This window comes from Pseudomonas sp. P5_B3 (assembly GCF_056400405.1).
Genome location: NZ_JBFULI010000032.1, coordinates 18,454 through 35,328, shown reverse-complemented (window position 1 = coordinate 35,328; position 16,875 = coordinate 18,454). Strand labels below are relative to the sequence as shown.

The following is a 16,875-nucleotide window of genomic DNA, read 5'->3' as shown; positions in this document are numbered from 1 at the left end:
TGGTGTCGTCGTTTTTTCTGGAGTTCTGCATGCTGTTGCCCATTCTTCTGTTGTCTGCAGCCGGTTTTACGGTGCTGACCACGGAGTTCATCATCGTCGGCCTGTTGCCGGCCATCGCCCGGGATCTGGACGTCAGCATCCCGCAAGCGGGTTTGCTGGTGACGTTGTTCGCCTTCACCGTGGCCGTGTTCGGGCCGTTCTTGACGGCGTACTTCGCCCGTTTCGAACGGCGTAAGCTGTTTATCTCGGTGCTGATCATGTTCGGTCTGGCCAACACGCTGGCGGCGCTGGCGCCGAACATCTGGGTGATGGCGTTCGCCCGTTTGATCCCGGCGCTGGGGCTGCCGGTGTTCTGGGCCTTGGCCAGCGAGACGGCGGTGGACATCGTCGGGCCGGATTACGCCGGTCGCGCCATCGCCAAGATCGGCTTCGGCATTGTTTGCGCCACGGTGTTCGGCATTCCGGTGGGCACGCTGATTTCCGATGCGTTCGGCTGGCGCAGTGCCTTCGCGATTCTGGCGGTCATCGCCTTTGCCAAGGCGTTGCTGCTGTTTATCTATCTGCCGAAGACCAACTTGCACCAGCATCAGGTGAGCTTCCGCTCGCAGTTCAAGATCCTGCGCAGCCCGCTGATGCTCGGTCACGTGCTGCTGTCGGTGATTGTGTTCAGCGGTATGTTCACCGCCTACACCTATCTGGCGGACATTCTTGAACGTCTGGCCGGCTTCAACGGCACGGTGGTCGGCTGGTGCCTGATGGGCTTCGGCGCGGTCGGGCTGATCGGCAACTCCCTGGGCGGCCGGGCGGTGGACCGCCATCCGCTGATGGCGTCGATGATGTTCTGCGCGTTCATGATTGCCGGCCTGGTGGCGCTGGTGCCGAACATTCACTCGCCGCTCGGTCTGGCGGCGGCGATGGGCATCTGGGGCGTGACCCAGGCGGCGTTGTTCCTGGTCAGCCATGTGCGTCTGATGAAGGCCGCGCCCGAAGCGCCGGCGTTTGCCGCGTCGCTGAACATCGCCGGGGCCAACCTCGGTATCGGTCTGGGCGCGATGATCGGTGGTCGGGTGATCGACAGCGTTGGCCTGCAAGGCCTTGGCTTTGCCGCCGCTGCTTTCATTCTGGCGTCGATCCTGCTGGCCATCGCCCTGATGACCTTCAAGCCGCGCGAAGAGGTCACAGCGCTGTAAACAGCTCGCGTCGGGCACCTTCGGTAATGGCGACAATGCCGGGGTGCTTGACCTTGCGTTCCACTGAGATGGCATAGAACGACTCGCTCACCGCGTCGGTCTGGCCGATCACTTCCACGCCATATTGGCGTTGCACTTCATCGGCAATCACGCTCGGACCGATGAAGATCCCGCTGCCGGATTGGCCGAAGGCCTGCATCAGGGCGCTATCGTCGAACTCACCGACAATTTTTGGCTGGATCTGCTGCTCGGCGAACCAGCGTTGCAAACGGCTGCGCACCACGGTTTCCGGGCCGGGAATCAGCAGCGGCGCACCGTGCAGATTGCGCGGGAAGTCCCGGCCGTATCGTGCCGCCAGCTCAGGGGTGGCGAAAAAGCTGATCCCGCACTCACCGAGTTTCTGGCTGTAGCCCTTGATGTCCAGGTGCGACGGCATAGGGCTGTCGGAGATCACCAGGTCCAGACGCTGGATCGCCAGGTCGGCCAACAAACGTTCAAGCTTGTCTTCGCGACAAGTGATGCGCAGCGGTTCGCTCAGCTCCATGGTCGGTGCGATCAGGCGATAGACGATGGACTTGGGCACCACGTCGGCCACACCGACGCGAAACAGGATCTGCTGTTCATTGGGTTGTGCCCGCAGCATCAGTTCCAGTTCACCACCCAGCTGAAACATTTGTTCGGCGTAGGGCAGGGCCTGGCGGCCGGCCTCGGTCAGTTCGAGTTGCCGTCCAACGCGCCGAAACAACTCGATACCAAAGGTCTGTTCCAGTAACGAAATCTGCCCGCTGATGGTTTGTGGCGTGAGATTGAGCTGCTCGCAGGCGCGCACGATGCTGCCGGTCTTGGCCACCACCCAGAAGTAATGCAATTGCCGATAGTTGAGCATGGCGATCTACAGTTCGTAAAAATCGAATTATAACCGCTGAAAATACGAATTTTCCTGAAGTATTCACTTCCCTAGAATGCATCGCTATCAACGGGCCATCGTTTAGGTCCCGTTCGTTCTATCGAGGAAGGCATCATGAAGCTGAAAACCACGGCACTGTTGATTACGTCTTTACTGGTACTGGCCGGTTGCGACCAGGCCGAGAAAAGCGCGCAACAGTTGATGGGCAAGGCCGCCGAAAGCGCCAAACAGGCAATTGACGATACCCACAAGGCCGCCGAGCAAGCACTCAGTGACGCCACCAGCGGGTTGATCAGCAAAAAAGAATCATCGGAAAAAGAATCGGAAAAAACCGAATCTTCCTCCCAGGAAATCTAAACCGTATTACAACGAGTCAGGACTGACCCATGGACTACCTTTTACAACTTGCCGCCAGCCCCACCGCCTGGGTTGCCCTGGCCACCCTGGTGGTGATGGAAATCGTGCTCGGCATCGATAACCTGATCTTCATTTCGATCCTGACCAACAAACTGCCTGAGCAGCACCGGCAGAAGGCTCGGCGCATCGGTATCGGCATGGCGCTGATCCTGAGACTGGGTCTGTTGAGCACCATCGCGTTCATCGTCCAGTTGACCGCTCCGGTGATCGAGGTGCTCGGCCATGCGCTCTCCTGGAAGGACATGATCCTGATCGCCGGTGGCCTGTTTCTGTTGTGGAAGGCAACCACGGAGATCCATCACAGCATGGACCCGGCACCGGAAGATCCGAAGTCGGCAACCTCGACCGTGACCCTGGGCTTTGCGGCGGCGATCGGTCAGATTCTGATGCTGGACATGGTTTTTTCCATCGACAGCATCATCACCGCTGTCGGCATGACCGAGCACTTGCCGATCATGATCATTGCGGTGGTGGTGTCGGTACTGGTGATGTTGCTGGCGGCTGATCCGCTGGCCAGGTTCATCAACGACAACCCGACGGTGGTGATGCTGGCCCTGGGCTTCCTGATCATGATCGGCATGACGCTGATCGCCGAAGGCTTCGGCGCCCACGTACCGAAAGGCTACGTCTATGCGGCCATGGCATTCTCGGCTTCGATCGAGGCGTTGAACATGATGTCCCGCCGGGCCAGGCAGAAGCGGGTAGTCACTGAGGCTTGACCCACGCTAAAAGAAACGGCCGCCTGAACTCCATGGAGTGCAGGCGGCCGTTTTTGTTTGGCTTGTCAGTGAGCGTTGGCGTGTTGGCTCGGTGTCTTGTCCGTTTCCGGCGCAGGAACTCGCTGAACAGGGTGATGGTGGCGGCGAGTAATGCGCAGCACGCCCCACAGCATGGCGGCGGCTACCGCCAGCCAACCGCCAATCAACATCACAATGATCATGGTCAGGCTCATCTGTGCCTCCTCTTTGCCCTTCTGTGGGCACACGCGCTTCGCTGTCGTCCCTTCAGGGAACAGTCTAGCCGTTGCTGTATTTCAGGCTATTGAGCGAAAGTCGGCAGTCACCAACCAGTTCGCTCTATCGAATGCACGCGACTACCGTTTAAAGCTATACCGTAGCGGCGCGGCGACCTATGATCGACGACCCAGCCGGGAATGGGATTGCCTGGCGTCTGAACCTGAACAAGAGAGGGATGATGGTGCGGGTATTTTCTCGAATTTTGTCGGCCATGCTCATAGCCGGTTGCGTGGCAAGCCTGGCGGGCTGTGCCGGGAGTGTTGCACCCGAGATCAAGCGTTTGCCGGAGCGTGTCGAGCTCAGCGGCCGATTCTACCGGGGCGATGCGTATCAAAGCGGACCGCAGGTGCTGGCCAGCATGCTGTCCCAACAGGGCATCGTGATTACCCCGGGGTTACTCGACAAACCCTTGCATCTGCCGGGGGGCGAAGTCCAGTTGCAACAGAACATGCAGAACCTTGCCCGCGAGTACGGGATGGTGGTTTATCCCCTCGACAGCAACCTGCCGGCCTTGTTGACGCAAGTCGCCGCCGGTTATCCGGTGATGGTGCGCTTCACGGAAGGTTCGGCCATGTGGGCCGAACCGCGCTACGCCATTCTTGCCGGTTACAACCGCCAGAAGCAGACGGTCCTGCTGCGCGCCGGGATGAATCGCAGCGAACTGATGAGCTTCAGCTCCTTCGAGTCGGCGTTCAAGGACGCCGGCGGTTGGGCCGTGCTGATCCAGAAACCGACGCAGATCCCGGCCCAGGTCGATCAACAGCGTTGGCTCAAGGCCGCCAACGATCTGGCTCAGGCCGGTCAGGAACAGGCCGCCGCCAGGGCGAAAAAAGCCCTGGCCCCCTAAGTCCGTTTGTCATCCGGCGGGCACCTTCGCCCATCGTCAGGTTCTGATTCTTGAGGGCCCGGAACATTATTCCGGGCCGAGATCAGGAGGTGCCCATGGTTCAATCCACAACGCCCGTCGGTCCGCACTCATCTGAACATTCGTCTGGTAATGAGCTGGGTTTCGATCCCGACTCCCCGGACCTTGCCGATCCACAGGTCGACCCGATCGGGCCTGCCAAGGCACCGAGGGACGTGAAACCGGGCGACAACCCCAAGGCTCCGGCCAAACCCTATGATCCGCTGGGTAATCTGAAGCCCTAGGAGTGACTGGCGAAAAAAAGCCCCGATCGATCGTAATACTGTTCATTTAAGGATTCTGTAGGAGCGAGCTTGCTCCGGGCGGCGATCCGACGATGGACTCAAGAGCGCCGCGTTTAGCCAGAAAGCACGCGTCATCATTGGCGACCATCGCGAGCGAGCTCGCTCCTACAGAGGATCAATTTTGCTTAACTGAACAGCATTGCCGATCGATCGGGGTTTTCTGTGCGTTGCCATTACGTTACTTCGACGCTTCAACCACGCCGCTCTGCCGCTGCTTGAGGTTCTTGTCTGCCTTGTACTGCAAGGCTACGGAAGGCACGTCCGCGCTCCTTCCGCTCTCTACCCAATTACGCATGCGCGTGGCATCGGCAAAATGGGTGTACTTGCCATAGGCGTCAAGGATCACCAAGGCCACCGGGCGGTTACTCATTCGGGTCACCAGCACCAGGCAGTGACCTGCTTCGTTGGTGAAACCGGTTTTTGTCAGCTGGATGTCCCAGTCCGGCTTGCGGATCAAATGATCGGTGTTGCGGAAACCCAGGCTGTAGTTGGGTTTACGGAACGAGACGGTTTTTTCCTTGGTCGTGCTCAGCTCGGTCAGAAGCGGGTACTTGTGCGCGGCGATCAACAGCTTGCTCAGGTCGCGAGCGGTCGACACATTGCGCGGGGAGAGACCGGTCGGCTCGACGAAGTGTGTGTTGGTCATGCCCAGTGCCCGGGCCTTAGCGTTCATTGCAGCAATGAACGCGGCATAGCCGCCCGGATAGTGGTGCGCCAGAGTCGCGGCGGCACGGTTTTCCGAGGACATCAGGGCAATCAGCAGCATTTCCCGGCGCGGCAGTTCGCTCCGGAGCTTGACCCGGGAGAACACGCCTTTCATTTCCGGTGTGTCGCTGATGTTGACGTCGATGTATTCGTCCATGTTCTGCCGAGATTCAACCACGACCAGACCAGTCATCAACTTGCTGACGGAAGCGATCGGTACCACCACGTCAGGATTGCTGGCATAGATGACTTTGTTGGTCTGCATGTCCAGCAGCAGGGAGCTGCCGGAAGCGAGCTTGAGTGTCTTCGTCTCTCGCGGCGCTGCGGTGGTCTCGTCAGCGCTGGCGATTGGCGTGAGGAAAGTCCCTGTAACTGCAAAAAATAGGCTCAGGATGGAAAGACGGATTTTCACGCTGGCAGACTCATAAAGGATGTTGATAAGCCGTTTTGTAACGGGCTGTTTCCTGAAAAGCGCGACATTCTGGAGTATGGCTGAATAACTGTCGATGGTTGTTCAAGTAACAGGTGAAAGTCCTGAGAACATGAAAAAAAAATCATTTTCCGGCGGATGGTCGGTGTATTTCGCGGGCAAAAAAAACCCCGCCAGGGCGGGGTTCCTTGTCACGCTGTCAGCGTCCGCGTTGAAACTCAGCTGTGCAGGGTTTCAGCCGCGTACAGGGTGTTCTCCAGCAGGCAGGCACGAGTCATCGGGCCTACGCCGCCCGGTACCGGAGTGATCCAGCCGGCGCGGGGCAGGGCGGTTTCGTAGATCACGTCACCGACCAGCTTGCCGTCGTCCTGACGGTTGATGCCGACATCGATCACGATCGCGCCCTCCTTGATCCATTCACCCTTGACCAGGCCCGGCTTGCCGGCGGCCACGACGACCAGGTCCGCACGGCCGACATGGCCGGCCAGGTCCTTGGTAAAACGGTGGGTGACCGTCACGGTGCAACCGGCCAGCAGCAGTTCCATGGCCATCGGGCGACCAACGATATTGGACGCACCGACGACCACGGCATTCATCCCGTAGAGATCGACCCCGGTGCTTTCCAGCAGGGTCATGATGCCTTTGGGGGTGCAGGGGCGCAGCAGCGGGATGCGCTGGGCCAGGCGACCGACGTTATAAGGATGGAATCCGTCGACGTCTTTATCCGGACGAATGCGCTCCAGCAATCTGGAGGCGTCCAGGTGTTCGGGAAGCGGAAGCTGGAGCAGAACGCCGTCGATTGCAGGATCGTCGTTCAGGCGATCGATCAGTTCGGTCAGCGCTTCTTGAGTGGTTTCGGAAGGCAGGTCATAAGCTTGGGATAGAAAGCCGACCTCTTCACAGTCTTTACGCTTGTGCGAGACATAAACCTGAGAGGCAGGATCGCTGCCGACCAGGATCACCGCAAGCCCGGGCGTGCGCAGGCCTTGCTGGCGACGCTCGGTGACACGTTGGGCGATCTGCTGGCGCAGGCTGGCGGCGATCGATTTGCCGTCGATTAGTTGTGCAGTCATTGCGCGTGATTAACCATCGAGAGGGGAAAAAAAGAGAACGCATTCTCGCATGTCATGCGGTGAGGGCAAAGGCGCTTGGTCTGCAAATTCCCCTAACTCCTTTAATTAAATGAATTTTTTTTAAAAAGGATTTGACGATCTTCGGGGGGCTCTATACTATTCGTCGCACTTGTCGGGCACAGCCTAGCACTGGTTAAGAAGGTTGAGCGGGATTTTGGTTCTGCGAGACTGGAAAGCACTTAGTTTGTAGTCCTCCAAGGGTACAGCTAACAAGGCGCCCGTAGCTCAGCTGGATAGAGCATCCGCCTTCTAAGCGGATGGTCGCAGGTTCGAGTCCTGCCGGGTGCGCCATTAGGCAGCTTTGGCACAAGTAACGCGATATGGTGGGCGTAGCTCAGTTGGTAGAGCACGGGATTGTGACTCCCGTTGTCGTGGGTTCGATCCCCATCGTCCACCCCATATTTCGAAAAGGCGCCAGATTAACAGTCTGGCGCCTTTGCTTTAAAGGCTTCATCCGCGGATGTGGTGGAATTGGTAGACACACTGGATTTAGGTTCCAGCGCCGCGAGGCGTAAGAGTTCGAGTCTCTTCATCCGCACCAATTAAAGCTTCACTCAGGTCGTTGGCCTGGCTGGGGCTTGATAAAGAAGTTTGTTTGGCTTCTTTAACAGGCAATATGGTGGGCGTAGCTCAGTTGGTAGAGCACGGGATTGTGACTCCCGTTGTCGTGGGTTCGATCCCCATCGTCCACCCCATATTTCGAAAGGCGCCAGATTGAAAAGTCTGGCGCCTTTTTTGTTTCGGTGGCCGCAGGTTCCGGGCTGCAGGGGCAGGGCGTTTCGTCGTATTTATGTTTCTCGATGATGCTGTCCTGTCCGCCGGCCTTGCTTGCGAGATCGGCTGTCAGGGAGGTGATTGGCGATCTCTTCTATATATAGAAGGGTCGGCGCAGAGCCCTGGCGTGATTGGTTGTATTTGCCATCGGGGCGAGGTGCATTCGTGCATTCGCACCTATAAATTGCCTGCTGTGTTTTTACCCGTTTTCAGTAGGGTGACTTCTTGAGTTTGACCCACTAGAATGCATGCCCTTGATTCTGGGGTCGGAAACGGCCGGCTAACGTCTGTGCAACGAGGAATATCCATGCAAGTTTCTGTTGAAAATACTACTGCTCTTGAGCGCCGCATGAGCGTCACCGTGCCGGCTGAGCGCATCGAGAGCCAGGTCAACAAGCGTCTGCAGCAGACCGCCCAAAAGGCCAAGATTGCTGGCTTCCGTCCAGGCAAAGTGCCGATGAGCGAAATCAAGCGCCGTTTCGGTGCCGACGCTCGCCAGGAAGCTGTAGGCGACGTGATCCAGTCTTCCTTCTACGAAGCTGTGGTTGAGCAGAAGCTGAACCCGGCTGGCCAGCCTTCGATCGAGCCTAAGTCCCTGGAAGCGGGCAAGGACCTGGAATACGTTGCCGTATTCGAAGTGTTCCCTGAGTTCACCGTTGCCGGCTTCGAAGGTATCACCGTCGAGCGCCTGAGCGCTGACGTGGCTGATGCCGATCTGGACAAAATGCTGGAAATCCTGCGCAAGCAGAACACCCGTTTCGAAGTGGCCGATCGCGCTGCCCAGAACGAAGACCAGCTGAACATCGATTTCGTCGGCAAAGTCGACGGTGAAGTGTTCGCTGGCGGTTCCGCCAAGGGTACTCAGCTGGTTCTGGGTTCCGGCCGCATGATCCCTGGTTTCGAAGATGGCCTGGTTGGCGCTAAAGCCGGTGAAGAACGCGTTCTGAACCTGACTTTCCCAGAGGACTATCAGAACCTGGACCTGGCTGGCAAAACCGCCGAGTTCACCGTGACCGTCAACACCGTTTCCGAGCCAAAGCTGCCAGAACTGACCGAAGAGTTCTTCGCTCAATTCGGCATCAAGGAAACCGGTCTGGATGGCTTCCGTGCCGAAGTTCGCAAGAACATGGAGCGCGAGCTGCGTCAGGCGATCAAATCCAAGGTCAAGAATCAGGTAATGGACGGTCTGCTGGCCACCAACCCGATCGAAGTGCCAAAGGCTCTGCTGTCCAACGAAGTTGACCGTCTGCGTGTGCAGGCTGTCCAGCAGTTCGGCGGCAACATCAAGCCTGACCAACTGCCGGCCGAGCTGTTCGAAGAGCAAGCCAAGCGCCGCGTAGTGCTGGGCCTGATCGTGGCTGAAGTGGTCAAGCAATTCGACCTGAAGCCTGACGAAACCCGCGTTCGCGAGATGATTCAGGAAATGGCTTCGGCCTACCAGGAGCCTGAGCAGGTTGTGTCCTGGTACTACAAAAACGACCAGCAACTGAACGAAGTTCGTTCTGTTGTGCTGGAAGAGCAAGTTGTGGATACTGTTCTGCAGAAAGCTAGCGTGACCGACAAATCGGTCTCTTACGAAGAAGCGGTCAAGCCGGTAGAAGCACCACAAGCCGACTGATCACTTTTGCGGTAAGAAGCAAACACCATAAGCCAGCCTTCGTGCTGGCTTATGCGTATTCAAGACATAACTATTTGGGAGTGACTGCAGAGCATGTTCCGTAATTCGTATATTCAGCAGAACTCTGATATCCAGGCCGCAGGCGGTCTGGTCCCGATGGTTGTCGAGCAGTCCGCTCGTGGCGAGCGCGCCTACGACATCTACTCGCGACTGCTCAAGGAGCGAGTGATCTTTCTGGTTGGCCCGGTAGAGGACTACATGGCCAACCTGATCTGTGCGCAACTGCTGTTCCTTGAAGCGGAAAACCCGGACAAGGACATCCATCTCTATATCAACTCCCCGGGCGGTTCGGTGACGGCAGGGATGTCGATCTACGACACCATGCAGTTCATCAAGCCCAACGTGGCGACCACCTGTATCGGTCAGGCGTGCAGCATGGGCGCGTTTCTGCTGACGGCCGGTGCCGCTGGCAAGCGTTACTGCCTGCCGAACTCGCGTGTGATGATTCACCAGCCATTGGGCGGTTTCCAGGGTCAGGCGTCGGATATCGAAATCCATGCCAAGGAAATCCTCTTTATTCGTGAGCGTCTCAACACGCTGATGGCCCTGCATAGCGGGCGCACTCTTGAAGAAATCGAGCGCGATACCAACCGCGACAATTTCATGAGTGCAGAAGCCGCGCGTGAGTACGGGTTGATCGATGAAGTGATTACCCAGCGCCCTGCCTGAAATAAGCAGCTCAAAATAGGGTTGGTCGGCGGGTCCGATCACCAGCGGGCTTGAAAAAGCCCGCAATAGCCTTCATCTTGTGTTGCAAGCCTATCGGATTTGGATCGAACGAATGACTGACACCCGCAACGGCGAGGACAACGGCAAGCTGCTCTATTGCTCCTTCTGTGGCAAAAGCCAGCATGAAGTACGCAAATTGATTGCCGGCCCCTCGGTCTTTATCTGCGACGAGTGCGTCGACCTGTGCAATGACATCATCCGCGAGGAGGTGCAGGAAGCACAGGCCGAAAGCAGCGCGCATAAATTGCCTTCGCCTAAAGAAATCAGCGGCATCCTTGATCAGTATGTGATTGGTCAGGAGCGTGCGAAAAAGGTTCTGGCCGTAGCGGTGTACAACCACTACAAGCGCCTGAATCAGCGTGACAAAAAGAATGACGACGTCGAACTCGGCAAGAGCAACATCCTGCTGATCGGCCCGACAGGCTCGGGTAAAACCCTGCTTGCCGAAACACTGGCCCGCTTGCTGAACGTTCCGTTCACCATCGCTGATGCAACCACCCTCACCGAGGCGGGTTACGTGGGTGAAGATGTCGAGAACATCATTCAGAAGCTGCTGCAGAAATGCGATTACGACGTGGAAAAAGCCCAGATGGGCATTGTCTACATCGATGAAATCGACAAGATTTCGCGCAAGTCTGACAACCCGTCGATCACCCGGGACGTTTCCGGTGAAGGCGTGCAGCAGGCCCTGCTCAAGTTGATCGAAGGCACGGTCGCTTCCGTTCCGCCTCAAGGTGGTCGCAAGCATCCGCAGCAGGAATTCCTTCAGGTCGACACCCGTAACATCCTGTTCATTTGCGGTGGTGCGTTCTCCGGTCTGGAAAAGGTTATTCAAAACCGTTCCACCAAGGGCGGCATCGGCTTCAACGCAGAAGTGCGCAGCAAGGAAGAAGGCAAGAAAGTCGGTGAGTCCCTGCGTGAAGTCGAGCCTGACGATCTGGTCAAGTTCGGTCTGATCCCGGAATTCGTCGGTCGTCTGCCGGTACTTGCCACGCTGGACGAGCTTGACGAGGCTGCGTTGATGCAGATTCTCACCGAGCCGAAAAATGCTTTGACCAAGCAGTATGCCAAGCTGTTCGAGATGGAAGGCGTTGATCTGGAATTCCGTTCCGACGCACTGAAATCGGTCGCCAAGCGTGCCCTGGAGCGTAAAACCGGTGCCCGTGGCCTGCGTTCGATTCTCGAAGGTGTATTGCTCGACACTATGTATGAAATCCCCTCGCAATCGGAGGTGAGTAAAGTAGTGATCGATGAAAGCGTGATAGAAGGCAAGTCCAAGCCACTGTATATCTACGAAAACAGTGAGCCGACCGCCAAGGCCGCGCCGGACGCTTAAGCGTCACGCAGCTTGAATAAAGAAGGGGCCTTCGGGCCCCTTTGCTATTGTGGGAGTGACAGCCGATCCGGTTTTCTGGCGTGTCTTGGCCATCTCGCGCGCTACCGCCAGCTGCAATCGTTCAAGTGGTTCTTTTATCCGCTTGTTTTTTTCCAAGGCAGACCCCATCTTGGTTTCAAGTTTACTTCCATCTGTTTACGGCCTTACGGCCGCCGTAGAGGCGAAATCATGAAGACAACCATCGAATTGCCTCTCCTGCCATTGCGTGATGTCGTGGTTTATCCGCACATGGTTATCCCGCTGTTCGTGGGGCGCGAGAAATCCATCGAAGCCCTCGAGGCTGCGATGACGGGTGACAAGCAGATTCTTCTGCTGGCCCAGAGAAACCCGGCTGACGACGATCCCGGTGAAGATGCCCTGTATCGCGTAGGTACAATTGCCACCGTTCTGCAGCTGCTGAAGCTGCCTGACGGTACGGTCAAGGTTCTGGTCGAGGGTGAGCAGCGGGGCGCCGTTGAGCGCTTCAGCGAAGTGGACGGCCACTGCCGTGCCGAAGTCTCCCTGATCGACGAAGTCGACGCGCCAGAGCGCGAGTCGGAAGTATTCGTACGCAGTCTGCTATCCCAGTTCGAGCAATATGTGCAGCTGGGCAAGAAAGTCCCGGCTGAAGTCCTGTCATCGCTCAACAGCATCGATGAACCAGGCCGCCTGGTGGATACCATGGCCGCGCACATGGCCCTGAAGATCGAACAGAAGCAGGAAATCCTCGAGATCATCGATTTGTCGGCCCGGGTCGAACACGTTCTGGCGTTGCTGGATGCGGAGATCGATCTGCTGCAAGTCGAAAAGCGCATTCGTGGTCGTGTCAAAAAGCAAATGGAGCGCAGCCAGCGTGAGTACTACCTGAATGAGCAGATGAAGGCCATTCAGAAAGAGCTCGGCGACAGCGACGAAGGTCACAACGAAGTCGAAGAGCTGAAAAAGCGTATCGATGCCGCCGGCCTGCCAAAAGACGCGCTGGCCAAGGCCACGGCCGAACTGAACAAGCTCAAGCAGATGTCGCCAATGTCCGCGGAAGCGACCGTGGTGCGTTCGTACATCGACTGGCTGGTTCAGGTGCCGTGGAAGGCCCAGAGCAAAGTGCGCCTGGATCTGGCGCGTGCAGAAGACATTCTGGATGCCGACCACTATGGCCTGGAAGAAGTCAAAGAGCGCATCCTCGAATACCTCGCCGTGCAAAAACGCGTGAAGAAAATTCGTGGTCCGGTGTTGTGCCTGGTCGGTCCTCCCGGGGTAGGTAAAACGTCCCTGGCGGAGTCGATTGCTCACGCCACCAACCGCAAATTCGTGCGCATGGCCCTCGGTGGCGTGCGTGATGAGGCGGAAATTCGTGGTCATCGCCGTACTTACATCGGTTCGATGCCAGGAAGATTGATTCAAAAGATGACAAAAGTGGGTGTCCGCAATCCGCTGTTCCTGCTCGATGAAATCGACAAAATGGGCAGCGACATGCGTGGCGATCCGGCATCGGCGTTGCTGGAAGTGCTCGATCCGGAGCAGAACCACAACTTCAACGATCACTATCTGGAAGTCGATTACGACCTTTCCGATGTGATGTTCCTGTGCACCTCGAACTCGATGAATATCCCGCCGGCGCTGCTGGACCGGATGGAAGTGATCCGTCTGCCGGGCTACACCGAAGACGAGAAGATCAACATCGCCGTCAAATATCTTTCGCCAAAGCAGATCACGGCCAACGGCTTGAAGAAAGGCGAGCTGGAGTTTGATGCAGAAGCGATCCGCGACATCATCCGCTATTACACCCGTGAAGCCGGTGTGCGTGGGCTTGAGCGCCAGATTGCCAAGGTTTGCCGCAAGGCCGTCAAGGAGCATGCTCTGGAAAAACGTTTCTCGGTGAAGGTTACCGCAGACATGCTGGAGCACTTCCTGGGCGTGCGCAAATTCCGCTACGGCCTGGCCGAGCAACAGGATCAGATCGGTCAGGTGACCGGGCTGGCGTGGACTCAGGTCGGTGGCGAATTGCTGACCATCGAAGCCGCGGTCGTGCCGGGCAAGGGCCAGTTGATCAAGACCGGTTCCCTGGGTGATGTGATGGTCGAGTCGATCACCGCGGCCTTGACCGTTGTTCGCAGCCGGGCGAAGAGCCTGGGCATTCCCCTGGACTTCCATGAGAAGCGCGACACGCACATCCATATGCCAGAAGGGGCGACCCCGAAAGACGGTCCTAGCGCCGGTGTGGGCATGTGCACGGCCCTGGTTTCGGCATTGACCGGCATTCCGGTGCGCGCGGATGTTGCCATGACCGGCGAAATCACGTTGCGTGGCCAGGTGCTGGCCATTGGCGGCTTGAAAGAAAAACTGCTGGCTGCCCATCGTGGCGGAATCAAGACCGTGATCATTCCTGAAGAGAATGTCCGCGATCTCAAAGAGATTCCGGACAATATCAAGCAGGATCTACAGATTAAACCGGTTAAATGGATTGACGAGGTCCTGCAAATTGCGTTGCAATACGCGCCGGAGCCCTTGCCGGACGTGGCTCCGGAGATAGTCGCGAAGGATGAGAAACGCGACGCAGATTCTAAGGAAAGAATTAGCACGCATTAGTACGTATTTGCCTGGGGGGCTTTCTTGACAGCTTTTTAGAGCCCTTGTTATAAAGCGGCTCTTAAGTGTCTGTAGGCCATTCAGCACTCGTTTTTGCTTTCACCAAAAAAACTTAGAATCATACTCAAATAGATATAAGGGGACTTAGAGTGAACAAGTCGGAACTGATTGATGCTATCGCTGCATCCGCTGATATCCCGAAAGCTGCTGCTGGCCGTGCGCTGGACGCTGTAATCGAATCCGTCACTGGCGCTCTCAAGGCTGGCGACTCTGTTGTTCTGGTTGGTTTCGGTACTTTCTCCGTAACTGATCGTCCAGCTCGCATTGGTCGTAACCCACAGACCGGTAAGACGCTGGAAATCGCGGCAGCCAAAAAACCAGGTTTCAAAGCCGGTAAAGCACTGAAAGAAGCTGTCAACTAAGTTCGATTCAGGTTTTTACCCATCCGGGTCGGGGTCATGCCTGACTTGGCAGCGGAGCGGCAGTCCTGACTGCAGGTCGCCGGTTCAAGACACCGAGGGTCGCCAGTTCGAGCCCTCGATCCGCTCCGCCAGTTACGAGAAGGCGCATCCTCGGATGCGCCTTTCTTCTATCCGGACTCTACCCACGCTCCACGGTTGCCTAATTTTGAAGTTCAACCGTTTCTGGGGGACGCATGCTGCAGAATATCAGGGACAATTCACAAGGCTGGATTGCCAAGACTATTATCGGGGTCATCGTTGTTCTGATGGCTTTGACCGGTTTCGACGCCATTTTCAAGGCCACGTCGCACAGTAATGATGCGGCCAAGGTCAATGGCGATGAAATCAGCCAGAACGAGCTGAGCCAGGCGGTCGATATGCAACGCCGCCAGCTCATGCAACAGCTGGGCAAGGATTTCGATGCATCCTTGCTGGATGAAAAAATGTTGCGCGAATCGGCGCTCAAGGGCCTGATCGATCGCAAACTGCTGCTGCAAGGCGCAGAAAACTCGAAATTCGCTTTCTCCGAAGCGGCGCTTGATCAGGTCATCCTGCAAACACCAGAGTTTCAGGTTGATGGCAAATTCAGCACCGATCGTTTCGACCAGGTGATTCGCCAACTCGGCTATAGCCGCATGCAATTCCGCCAGATGCTGGCTCAGGAAATGCTGATTGGTCAGCTGCGTGCCGGCCTGGCCGGTAGCGGTTTCGTGACCGATGCACAGGTGCTGGCGTTTGCCCGTCTGGAAAAACAGACCCGCGATTTCGCCTCCCTGAACATCAAGGCCGACCCGGCGGCTGTGAAGCTGACCGACGATGAGGTCAAGGCCTATTACGATGAACACGCCAAGGAGTTCATGACGCCGGATCAGGTGGTCATCGATTACCTCGAGCTGAAGAAAGCTTCCTTCTTCGATCAGGTCAGCGTCAACGACCAAGACCTGCAAGCGGCCTATCAGAAAGAAATCGCGAACCTGTCCGAGCAACGCCGGGCTGCGCACATTCTGATTGAAGTGAACGACAAGACTACCGAGGCGCAAGCCAAGGCGAAGATCGAAGAGATCCAGGCCCGTCTGGCCAAGGGCGAGAAATTCGAGGCGCTGGCCAAGGAATTCTCCCAGGATCCGGGGTCTGCGAACAACGGCGGTGACCTGGGTTATGCCGGTCCTGGCGTCTACGACCCGGCGTTCGAAAAAGCCCTGTATTCGTTGACCCAGGACCAGGTGTCGGGCCCGGTTCGCACCGACTTCGGTTTCCACCTGATCAAGCTGTTGGGGGTGGAAGCTCCAGAAGTGCCAACGTTCGCCAGCCTGAAAGACAAGCTGACCCATGCTCTGAAGACCCAGCAGGTCGAGCAGCGTTTCGTCGAAGCGAGCAAGCAACTGGAAGACGCCTCGTTCGAAGCGTCCGATCTGGCTCAGCCAGCACAGGACCTGAAACTGACCGTGCAGACGTCCAAGCCGTTCGGCCGTGAAGGCGGTGAGGGTATTGCGGCTAACCGTGCCGTGGTCACTGCGGCGTTCAGCCCGGAAGTCCTGGATGAGGGCGCGAACAGCACCGCCATCGAGCTCGATCCGGAAACCGTGGTCGTGTTGCGTGCCAAGGAACACCTGAAACCTTCGCAATTGCCACTGGAAAGCGTTTCTGCCGCGATCCGTGTGCAATTGGCCAAGGAGCACGCCAGCGCCGAGGCCAAGACCAAGGCTGAGGCCCTGATTGCCAACCTGCGCGATGGCAAGACCCCGCTGGATCAGGCGATCGATGGCCAGGCCTGGAAAGTCACCAAAGCGGCGACCCGCGCTCAGGAGGGGGTTGACCCTGCGGTGCTGCAAGCGCTGTTCCGCATGGCCAAGCCTGCGGCCAAGGACAAACCGACCTTCACCAGCGTGACGCTGGCGGATGGCAGCCTGATGATCGTGCGCCTCAATGGCGTAAACGAAGCAGCGGCGCCGACCGAAGAAGAGAAAGCACAGTATCGTCGCTACCTCGCTTCCCGCATCGGCCAGCAAGACTTTGCGGCTTATCGCAAGCAGCTGGAAAGCCAGGCGGACATCAAGCGTTACTGATGCCTGACCAGGTTTAGCGCTGCACAGGAGACCCCGGCCGAAAAGCCGGGGTCTTTTTATTTGGCCGTACGTCATTTGCCGTGGTGACTTTTCCGTAAAACCGGGGTCAATCAGCCTGTAATCGTTTTAAGACACGATCGATGCTCCGCTAAGCATCGATCTGTTGCACAATATGCCCCGAACCGTTTTTCTCAGGATG

15 protein-coding genes and 4 tRNA genes are annotated in these 16,875 nt (G+C 57.3%); 15 read left to right on the top strand and 4 right to left on the bottom strand.

The features are described 5' to 3' along the window. Positions 1-29: 29 nt before the first annotated feature. The gene (locus tag AC1DRN_RS18910) at positions 30-1,190 is read left to right on the top strand and encodes an MFS transporter (RefSeq protein WP_223462334.1); all 1,161 of its coding nucleotides are present in this window, start codon (positions 30-32) and stop codon (positions 1,188-1,190) included. On the opposite strand, the gene nhaR is transcribed toward AC1DRN_RS18910, so the two are convergent. Further along, complete coding sequence (nhaR, locus tag AC1DRN_RS18905) at positions 1,177-2,076, bottom strand: transcriptional activator NhaR (protein WP_223462333.1); 900 nt, start codon at positions 2,074-2,076, stop codon at positions 1,177-1,179. The two genes, AC1DRN_RS18910 and nhaR, sit on opposite strands and share 14 nt — an antisense overlap. A 135-nt stretch (positions 2,077-2,211) precedes the next feature. On the opposite strand from nhaR, the gene AC1DRN_RS18900 reads away from it, so the two are divergent. Further along, a complete protein-coding gene (locus AC1DRN_RS18900) occupies positions 2,212-2,454 on the top strand; it encodes a hypothetical protein (protein WP_223462332.1) in 243 nt (80 codons plus the stop codon). Positions 2,455-2,483: 29 nt separating this feature from the next. After that, positions 2,484-3,233, top strand: a complete 750-nt coding sequence (locus AC1DRN_RS18895) for a TerC family protein (RefSeq protein ID WP_223462331.1) — start codon at positions 2,484-2,486, stop codon at positions 3,231-3,233. A 65-nt stretch (positions 3,234-3,298) separates the two neighbouring features. Here AC1DRN_RS18895 and AC1DRN_RS18890 read toward each other — a convergent pair whose 3' ends face one another. Continuing rightward, positions 3,299-3,466, bottom strand: coding sequence for a hypothetical protein (locus AC1DRN_RS18890; RefSeq protein WP_223462330.1), 168 nt, complete (start codon positions 3,464-3,466; stop codon positions 3,299-3,301). 179 nt (positions 3,467-3,645) lie between these two features. Here AC1DRN_RS18890 and AC1DRN_RS18885 point away from each other — a divergent pair, with 179 nt between their 5' ends. Both AC1DRN_RS18885 and AC1DRN_RS18880 read left to right on the top strand, forming a co-directional pair. Further along, a complete protein-coding gene (locus tag AC1DRN_RS18885) occupies positions 3,646-4,377 on the top strand; it encodes a peptidase C39 family protein (RefSeq protein WP_223462329.1) in 732 nt (243 codons plus the stop codon). A 95-nt stretch (positions 4,378-4,472) separates the two neighbouring features. Continuing rightward, positions 4,473-4,679 (top strand): DUF6021 family protein, encoded by a 207-nt coding sequence (locus AC1DRN_RS18880; protein ID WP_218430404.1) that lies wholly within the window; start codon positions 4,473-4,475, stop codon positions 4,677-4,679. Positions 4,680-4,917: 238 nt separating this feature from the next. Here the strand turns inward: AC1DRN_RS18880 and pbpG are convergent, their stop codons facing one another. Then, entirely contained in the window at positions 4,918-5,856 is a 939-nt protein-coding gene (gene pbpG, locus AC1DRN_RS18875; RefSeq protein WP_223462328.1) for a D-alanyl-D-alanine endopeptidase, read from the bottom strand. Positions 5,857-6,092: 236 nt separating this feature from the next. Next, entirely contained in the window at positions 6,093-6,947 is an 855-nt protein-coding gene (gene folD, locus AC1DRN_RS18870; protein ID WP_008001570.1) for a bifunctional methylenetetrahydrofolate dehydrogenase/methenyltetrahydrofolate cyclohydrolase FolD, read from the bottom strand. 274 nt (positions 6,948-7,221) lie between these two features. Here folD and AC1DRN_RS18865 point away from each other — a divergent pair. From AC1DRN_RS18865 to AC1DRN_RS18820, 10 genes are all read left to right on the top strand, one after another. Beyond that, positions 7,222-7,298, top strand: a tRNA-Arg gene (locus tag AC1DRN_RS18865). A 32-nt stretch (positions 7,299-7,330) separates the two neighbouring features. Beyond that, positions 7,331-7,406, top strand: a tRNA-His gene (locus AC1DRN_RS18860). 57 nt (positions 7,407-7,463) lie between these two features. Beyond that, a tRNA-Leu gene (locus tag AC1DRN_RS18855) sits at positions 7,464-7,548 on the top strand. Between the two features lie 78 nt (positions 7,549-7,626). Continuing rightward, positions 7,627-7,702: transfer RNA gene (locus tag AC1DRN_RS18850), tRNA-His, on the top strand. A 386-nt stretch (positions 7,703-8,088) separates the two neighbouring features. After that, positions 8,089-9,399, top strand: a complete 1,311-nt coding sequence (gene tig / locus AC1DRN_RS18845) for a trigger factor (RefSeq protein ID WP_223462327.1) — start codon at positions 8,089-8,091, stop codon at positions 9,397-9,399. Between the two features lie 93 nt (positions 9,400-9,492). Further along, entirely contained in the window at positions 9,493-10,128 is a 636-nt protein-coding gene (gene clpP / locus AC1DRN_RS18840) for an ATP-dependent Clp endopeptidase proteolytic subunit ClpP (RefSeq protein WP_108219131.1), read from the top strand. Between the two features lie 112 nt (positions 10,129-10,240). Further along, entirely contained in the window at positions 10,241-11,524 is a 1,284-nt protein-coding gene (gene clpX / locus AC1DRN_RS18835; protein WP_007982210.1) for an ATP-dependent Clp protease ATP-binding subunit ClpX, read from the top strand. A 228-nt stretch (positions 11,525-11,752) separates the two neighbouring features. Next, positions 11,753-14,149 carry an endopeptidase La gene (gene lon / locus AC1DRN_RS18830; RefSeq protein ID WP_104447853.1) on the top strand — a complete coding sequence of 799 codons (2,397 nt, stop codon included), beginning with the start codon at positions 11,753-11,755 and terminating at the stop codon, positions 14,147-14,149. Between the two features lie 149 nt (positions 14,150-14,298). Then, positions 14,299-14,571 carry an HU family DNA-binding protein gene (locus AC1DRN_RS18825; protein WP_002552737.1) on the top strand — a complete coding sequence of 91 codons (273 nt, stop codon included), beginning with the start codon at positions 14,299-14,301 and terminating at the stop codon, positions 14,569-14,571. Positions 14,572-14,804: 233 nt separating this feature from the next. Further along, the gene (locus AC1DRN_RS18820; protein ID WP_223462326.1) at positions 14,805-16,676 is read left to right on the top strand and encodes a SurA N-terminal domain-containing protein; all 1,872 of its coding nucleotides are present in this window, start codon (positions 14,805-14,807) and stop codon (positions 16,674-16,676) included. The last annotated feature ends 199 nt before the right edge of the window (positions 16,677-16,875 follow it).